The 7507-nt window shown below is 39.9% G+C and carries 8 protein-coding genes and 1 pseudogene; 8 read left to right on the top strand and 1 reads right to left on the bottom strand.

The genetic code is table 11. The annotated features are described in order from the left end of the window. Window positions 1-769: 769 nt before the first annotated feature. From FKN16_RS23620 to FKN16_RS23645, 4 genes are all read left to right on the top strand, one after another. Window positions 770-1351 (top strand): hypothetical protein, encoded by a 582-nt coding sequence (locus FKN16_RS23620; RefSeq protein WP_170903675.1) that lies wholly within the window; start codon window positions 770-772, stop codon window positions 1349-1351. Window positions 1352-1486: 135 nt separating this feature from the next. Next, a complete protein-coding gene (locus tag FKN16_RS23630; protein ID WP_170903676.1) occupies window positions 1487-2245 on the top strand; it encodes a hypothetical protein in 759 nt (252 codons plus the stop codon). A 140-nt stretch (window positions 2246-2385) separates the two neighbouring features. Then, window positions 2386-2784 (top strand): DUF6232 family protein, encoded by a 399-nt coding sequence (locus tag FKN16_RS23635; RefSeq protein WP_017058505.1) that lies wholly within the window; start codon window positions 2386-2388, stop codon window positions 2782-2784. A 675-nt stretch (window positions 2785-3459) separates the two neighbouring features. Next, window positions 3460-3942, top strand: a complete 483-nt coding sequence (locus FKN16_RS23645; RefSeq protein ID WP_249370579.1) for a DUF2971 domain-containing protein — start codon at window positions 3460-3462, stop codon at window positions 3940-3942. Window positions 3943-4089: 147 nt separating this feature from the next. Here FKN16_RS23645 and FKN16_RS23655 read toward each other — a convergent pair whose 3' ends face one another. Next, window positions 4090-4584, bottom strand: coding sequence for a hypothetical protein (locus FKN16_RS23655; protein WP_170903677.1), 495 nt, complete (start codon window positions 4582-4584; stop codon window positions 4090-4092). A 621-nt stretch (window positions 4585-5205) separates the two neighbouring features. On the opposite strand from FKN16_RS23655, the gene FKN16_RS23665 reads away from it, so the two are divergent. The 4 genes and pseudogenes from FKN16_RS23665 to FKN16_RS23685 form a co-directional block, all read left to right on the top strand. Continuing rightward, window positions 5206-5673 carry an Sbal_3080 family lipoprotein gene (locus FKN16_RS23665; RefSeq protein WP_104974033.1) on the top strand — a complete coding sequence of 156 codons (468 nt, stop codon included), beginning with the start codon at window positions 5206-5208 and terminating at the stop codon, window positions 5671-5673. A gap of 160 nt (window positions 5674-5833) precedes the next feature. Next, complete coding sequence (locus FKN16_RS23670) at window positions 5834-6430, top strand: glutathione S-transferase family protein (protein WP_170903679.1); 597 nt, start codon at window positions 5834-5836, stop codon at window positions 6428-6430. 146 nt (window positions 6431-6576) lie between these two features. After that, window positions 6577-7098 carry a GNAT family N-acetyltransferase gene (locus tag FKN16_RS23680; protein WP_170903680.1) on the top strand — a complete coding sequence of 174 codons (522 nt, stop codon included), beginning with the start codon at window positions 6577-6579 and terminating at the stop codon, window positions 7096-7098. 104 nt (window positions 7099-7202) lie between these two features. Further along, window positions 7203-7382, top strand: a pseudogene (locus FKN16_RS23685) (DUF2007 domain-containing protein); the annotation flags it as partial. Window positions 7383-7507 lie beyond the last annotated feature (125 nt).

The following is a 7507-nucleotide window of genomic DNA, read 5'->3' on the forward strand; positions in this document are numbered from 1 at the left end:
CACATAACAAACAATTTAAGAGGGATTCCCAACGCTTGGCATTTTTGGTTCTACTTCAAATTAAGTGTTTATGGCACAATGCCTTAGGTTTGGGTGGTAGCGTTGCTCACCCCTTAATTGGGCGTTAGTCGCCAGAAAAATCTAGCAGTCAAAATCATGTTTCTAAGCTTAAAATTTGGCTGATGATCGTTTGATACGCAGCGGCGTCGTCGATGGTCAAAACTTAGTTTCAACTGTTTCAAGTCTAAAGTGTTGTAACTGTCCTAGCGGTTGTTTTGTTCTTTGGTGCTGACAGAACAGGGCAATCGAGAGTCTGTTTTTGGTTGCAACTCTGCTCGGTGAGTTTGTTGGTACAAAAGCCGATTTACTCGCTGAAATGACGTTTTCTCTAGTGTGGTAAGTTCCACGTGGTTTCAGTTACTTTGTTGAAAGTCCGCATTGTGAGATTGGTTTTCCAAAAGCGCTTGTTGGTGTTGCCCGTCCGTTTTCTGCGGCGTTGGTTGTTCCAAGTGGTTTCATTGAATAGCCGCTTAGAGACTACGCCTGACTTAAGTGCATCAAAGTACATAAAGTTTGTTGTTCGCAAAGTTTAGTTTGGCTTAAAATTGTCGCTCGGTGCCTCGCGACTAACAAACTGCTCAAGAGGGATTCGCAACGCGTGGCATTTTCACTATGCGTTGAATTTAGTGATTAAGGTGGTTTGCGGCGACTTGGGTATTGCGTTGCTCACCCCTTAGCAGGGCGTTAGTTTGATTAAGAGGAAATACCTTTGAATATACCTCATGAGACTCAGTTTTTCGGTAGTTTGGTGGATTTGGATTGTTATGTACAAGACTTATTATTAATACTTGAGAAAACAGAAAGTATTGAGTTTGGTAGTAATTCTGACGGTCTTATTCATGACTGTTTTCCTGACGTTAATCGAAAAAGCCATATTGTTACTGTACTAATTGTTCTCGAACGGGAATTCTCTGCATTTTGTAATCAGCTCAAGGTAGCAACCGATCAGCAACTAAAATGGAATGATCTAAAAGGTAGTGCTATTGAAAGATTTATTAAGTATTGCTCGACAGTTTGTGGTGTTACCGCACCAGAAAATCCGTCAAATCTCCAAGATGTTAAAGGATTAATCGAACTACGAAATTGTATCGTTCACAATGACTCTTGCATAGAGGGGTTTTCTAAAGCCAATGTAGTAAAACAATTAGCTTCCCGATACGACGGTATCGACGTTAATGAAGGTTATATAACTCTTAGTCATGATGCTTGTATCAGGCTTACGGTTGTTGCTTTCAACTTTTTAGAAAGTTGGTATCACTCAGTATTAAATCATTTAACTCCATCACACTAACAAACTGTTTAAGAGTGATTCACAACGCGTGGCATTTTTACTATGCGTTGGTTTTAGTGATTAAGGTGGAATGCGAGAGCTTCGGTATTGCGTTGCTCACCCCTTAACAGGGCGTTAAGTTACTAGGGGGACTACGTGAAAATGGAAATATGTCGCCTATGCAATAAGGAAGCTATTCTTCAGCGATCGCATATAGTCCCTAGCTCTGTATTTAAATCAGTTAAAGCAGGTGAGTCCCAGTTATATGTTTTTGAAGAACATACAAAACCTGTTTACCGTAACGTTGATCCTAAAGAGAAACAACTTTGTCGAGACTGCGAACAGTTTCTTAGCGTGAATTATGAGCAATATGGAACTGCTTTAACGAAGAATCCAAAGAATGTAGTAAAGTGCAAAGAACACATTGAGTTCAAGAAGTTCGACTATAAAAAGTGGTATTTGTATCACTTGAGTATCTTATGGCGAGCGTCAATTTCTTCTCTAAAGGAGTTCTCCAGCATAGAACTTGGGGATTTTGATCAGATTCTACAACAATGCATTTGGGCTAATTGCTTACACTTGGGTGGCAGTCTTTCTCTTGATGACTTCATCACTATCACAATGTTCCGTGTAATTGATAAATCATCTCGTATTGACGACAACGCTATTAAAAATATTATGCTCAATCCCGTCCGTAACAGTGATAACGAGGATGTATTGTTCTTTTTTATGGCAAATGGTTTTCTGGTTCAGTTTAGACTGAACAAAAATCATATTGAACAACTTCGACACAAATCGGAAAGAAGAACAGATTTGGATAGAAATATGCAAAGGTTTGTTCGTAAAGTTGACATAACAGAATCTGCCTTTTTGGTAGACAATTTTAATTGGTTGATCGAACAGGTGAAATCGTAACTTAACAAACGCTTCAAGACGGATTCGCAACGCTCGGCGTTTTTGGTTTTATTTGGCATTTGTGTTTACGGTGTAATATTTAAGTGTCGTGGTAGTGTTGCTCACCACTTAAGCGGGCGTTATACGAATAGAGGGAAATTATGTACAAAAGTACTGATTTTAACTTGGATTCAAAAGAGTTCAGGTTTAAGAAAGACTCATATCCTTTGTCTAAGATAAACAATGTTAGGGTTAAAAAGTTAAGTTTTCTTGATAATTTAGGTCAAGTTTTATTCTGGGTGTGTGTTTTTTCAGGGGCAGTTTGGTTAGTTATTCCAAGGTTGGAAGAGGTGCCACAATGGCTACTAGTTTTAGTTCTTAGTCTGACGGTTGTAGGTTTGGTTTTTGCTCTTTTTCGTTGTTCTAAATATGCACTTCAAGTCGAGTTTCGCCACATAGATGAAACGGGCGTTCAATGGGTTAATGTAGCTAAGTCATACTCAAAGTCAGATTGTGAGTTATTTGAACAGCAAGTGTTGGCACTGAAGAAATTCGTATAACAAATTGTTCAAGAGTGATTCGGCACGCGTGGCATTTTTACTATGCGTTGATTTTAGTGATTAAGGTGGTATGCAGCGGCTTCGGTATTGCGTTGTTCACCCCTTAGCAGGGCGTTAGTTGCCAACGAGAAAAACGCAGCTAAAGCAGAATGTTTAGGGTTAATGTTCGTGTGTTTTTGGCTCGGTTTTTGTATTTCAATTTCTAGTTATTTGGGTTTGTAAAATCGCGCGTTGGTTTCTTTTGTGGTTGTATTCTCTATTTCAGAAACCGATTTATATGTTGAAAGTTAGCTCTGTAACATTGTTTGCCCAAAGGCGCTTTTTGGTGTTGTTAGCTCGTTTTCTACGGCGTTGTATGTTCCAAGTGGTTTCAGTGACAGGCGCTTGGAAACTGCGCCTGATTTGAGTTTTCTGAAATACGCAAAGACAGTGTTGGCAAAGCGGCAATTAACATCAAATCAAAGCTTTAGGTTTGGCAACTAACAAAGCATTCAAGAGGGATTCACAACGCTTGGCAGTTTTGGTTTGAATCAACTTTAGTGTTTACGGCACAATAGCTTAGGTTGGGTGGTGGCGTTGTTCACCCCTTAATGCAGCGTTATGTGCTTGGAGAAATTGATGATCTACTACAAATATAGAAGCTGAGATAACCTAAAGTTTCTAATCGATATTTTTATGAACGGCAGATTATACGCTGCTCCATATACGGATATGAATGATCCGATGGAGGGACATTACTTTCAACGTTCGGGCAGGTTAAGTTCTGAGTTTAAATCTGCATTGAAAGGCGAAAAACGTTCATATGGTATAGTGTCTCTCTCCGAAATTGCAGATAACACTTTAATGTGGGCTCACTATGCTAATGGACATAATGGAATCGCGATAGGTGTTGAAATTGACAGTGATACATACGATATCAGAAAAATCGAGTATGACGGGCTAAGTCAACTAACTCAGAGCTTTTCTCATAAACTTGAAGTTTGGGATTATGAAAAGGAGTATAGGGTGTTCGTGCAGCATGAAAAGTACGTAAATGTAAAAATCAAAGAAGTAATTTTCGAGCGTAGAGTAGAACATTCGGAGCGAGAGTTCTTTGAAAAATTATTTACTAAACTAGCAGGGAATAACATCGAGTTCAGCCAAGAACAACGCACATAACAAACTGTTTAAGAGTGATTCGCAACGCGTGGCAGTTTTGGTTTGCAGTGAGTTTTGTGTTTACGGCGCAATGCGGCGGCATCGGTATTGTGTTGCTCACACCTTAATGCGGCGTTAGCTGTCAAGCGTCCATGCTAGAGTAATCCGTTATTCGATTCCGTACTCAGCTTTTAACGACTTCACAATGAATTTTGCGTTATATGTAAATACATTCGCAGGTCGTTCTTTAAACATCACAATTGTGTTTGTATTGCTAGGTTTGGAAATTGCGTATGTTTGACCACCACTAAACGTAGTCGTAGCTGTACCAGTTGCAAAGTTACCAAAACTTGATACGTTTGCGGCTGTATGACTTGTTGTTGGAGTTGTATAGGTACTATTTGTTGTGTAGCTATCACTATCAATAATGGTAAAAAACTCATAACCATTACTTACAGCAAGCTCTGCTGAACGTAGCATAGTGAAAGCTGCTGCTCTCTTTTTGCTTGTGTAGCCATTTCCTTCAAAACTTACTACAAAAACGTTTTCGTCGAGTTGTGTTTCTGAGTAGCCGCCAGTGAAACCTTGGTTTTGATATGCTGTAGCACAGCCGCCAAGAGAAAGTAGAATTGTTGCGCCAACAAGAAAGTTTTTTATGCTCATAATTTAGTATGGTTTGTTTTAAAGGGCGCGTAAGATACTGCTTTTGAGTGGGATTATATATTGAAAAAGTTTTATCCTCACGACAGGTGTGGCTTATCAGCTAACAAAGTATTTTAGAGTGATTCGCAACGCGTGGCATTTTTACTATGCGTTGCGTTTAATGTTTAAGGTGGTGTGCGGCGGTTTCAGTATTGAGTCTCTCACACCTTAACAAGGCGTCAGTCGCCAGAGAAAGCTAGCAATCAAAATCATGTTTCTAAGCTCAAAATTTGGAAGCTGCTTGTTTGGTACACAGGCTCACCGTCGATGGTCAAAACTCAGTTTCAGCTGTTTTAGGTCCAAAGTTTTGCAATTGTTCTAGCGGTTTTTTTATTCTTTGGTGCTGGCAGAGTAGGGTAATCGAGAGCCTATTTTTGGTTGAAACTCCGCTCGGTGCCTCGCGACTAACAAACTGCTCAAGAGGGATTCTCAACGCTTGGCAATTTGGGTTCTAAGTTTAGCTTTTGTGTTTATGGCACAATAAGTTAGGTTTGGTGGCTTGCGTTGTTCACCCCTTAACGTGGCGTTATGCAGCCACTTGAAATTCATTTACAATTATAAATTTATTAAAAGAGATGTAAAATGTACAAGAAACTAATCATTCTTAGCTTGCCTATTCTACTGGCGGCATGCGCAGCGCCAAAATATACAGTTAAAGCTATTTCGGAAGAGAACCAGAGCAAGGAAATTACTATTGTAAAAGATGACGCCACACGAGATGTTTTCTTGGACTCGGTACAAGAATGGTGTTTGGATACAGCACATAAATGTACGGTTGTAAGTGATGGAACTCTTCCTAAGAGCTCTGAACTTACGTTGACTTATGTATCGCGCTGGAGTTGGGACTTTAGAACGTTTATTGCAGATGCCCAAGTTAAGGCATATAAAAACAGTAAAAAAGTTGGCGAAGTAGAGTTCAAAGCGCCAAATAGTGCCAATTCAGATAAGTGGGGAAATGACAATAAACGAATCATCGCGATGATGGATTTACTGTTTGGGAAACAGTCGGTTAATGAAGCTCAGTTCAAAATTAAATCGGGCGAAATGTAGCGACGTAACAAACTGTTCAAGAATGATTCCCAACGCTTGGCATTTTCAGTTCAAGGTTGGGTTTCGTGTTTAAGGCAAAATCGTTTAGTTTGGGTGGTAGCGTAGTTCGAGCTTTAACTGCGCGTTATGCGCTTTTACGAATTGAAACATGGAGAGTTTAATGGTTGTATATGGAGATTTGCAGTCAGGTAACTGCTTAAAAGTAAAATTACTATTGTCATTCCTTGGCATTGAGCACCAATGGAAACACGTTAATATCTTAGATAACGAGACTAAAACAACAGAATTTTTAGCCCTAAATCCGAATGGAAAAATCCCAACAGTCGTTCTGGATGACGGTCGAGTACTCTGTGAGTCCAATGCAATATTGGGGTACTTTGCAGAAAATACACCTTATCTACCTAAGGACAGTTATCAAAAAGCAAAAATGTACGAATGGCTTTTCTTCGAGCAATACTCTCATGAGCCTTATATTGCAGTAGCGCGTTTTATTCAGAAGTATCAAGGTATGCCGGAGCACCGTCTAGAAGAATATAAATCACTACAATCAGGTGGCCATAAAGCACTACAAATCATGGAGCTACAGCTGTCAAAAACAAAGTTCTTAGTTGGTGATAATATTTCTATTGCTGATATCGCACTGTATGCTTATACCCATGTCGCAGATGAGGGTGGTTTTAACCTAGAAACTTACCCAAATATCGAGCGTTGGATTGGGGTAATTCGCAAGTTGGACGGTTATGTAGGTATGTATTAACCACGCGCATAACATAGCGTTTAAGATAGATTCGCAATGCGTGGCATTTTAACTATGCGTTGAGCTCAGTGATTAAGGCAGCATGCGGGAGTTTCGGTATTGTGTTGATCACCCTTTAACAGGTCATTAGCCCTCAAAGGTCAAATATGGATATTTACCCAGAAATCGAGTTATCTAAAGCGCAGCATAATGCAATTGAAGCTCTGAGAAACAAGTCGTTTCCTGAACATCAGGTTGCTCGTTCTTACTATAAGCAACTCCCACATATGAGAGCTTTGAAGTACGAAGGTGATCACTTAGTTGGTTACATGGGATTAGACTACAGAGTTGTTCGCGTCGGTGATGAAATTTATAAAGTATTAGGTGTGAGTGATTTTTGTGTCGAGAGCAAACTTCAAAGACAAGGTATTGGCACAACAATGTTGTCTCAACTCAGCGAGTATGCGTCAACTAAAGATGTCGACTTCATCATTTTAGTCTCCGATTTGGATCGTTTTTATGTGGCTAATGGTTATGTGCGCCTTAACTCTCTAAGTTCTTGGTTGCGAGTTCATGAACATAAAAATTACGGTGTTGCTATAGAGCAAGTCGATGATTTATATGTTAAACCTATCAGCGGCAAAACTTGGGCTGTTGGTCATATAGATTGGTTAGGGTATATGTACTAGTCTGTAGTGGGCTACTAAACTGTTTGAAAAGAAACGCTACACGTGGCGCTTTCAATTCGCGTAGCTTATACCTTACGAGAGCGTTTTTCCACAAGGAGTAATATGTGATTGTAGTAGCAAGGTTTTCTTTTCCTCATGAAGCTCATATTGCGAGAGCAAGCCTAGATAGTGTCGGAATAGAAAGCCACATTGCTGACGAGCACACGGTGAATACTCAGTGGCTTTATTCAAATGCAATGGGCGGCGTTCGTCTGATGGTGGCCGAAAGTGATGCAGAAGACGCTTAGTATCAAGTTTGAAGTGCGACACTTTTTACAGATGCGCATGAATATACTCCGTTGGTGTCCTATACCCAAGTCTTTTGCGTGGGCGCGTATTTAATTTGTGTGCAATTTCATTGCAGAGCTTC

This window comes from Vibrio sp. 11-4(1) (assembly GCF_013048625.1).
Classification (GTDB): Bacteria; Pseudomonadota; Gammaproteobacteria; order Enterobacterales; family Vibrionaceae; genus Vibrio; species Vibrio diabolicus.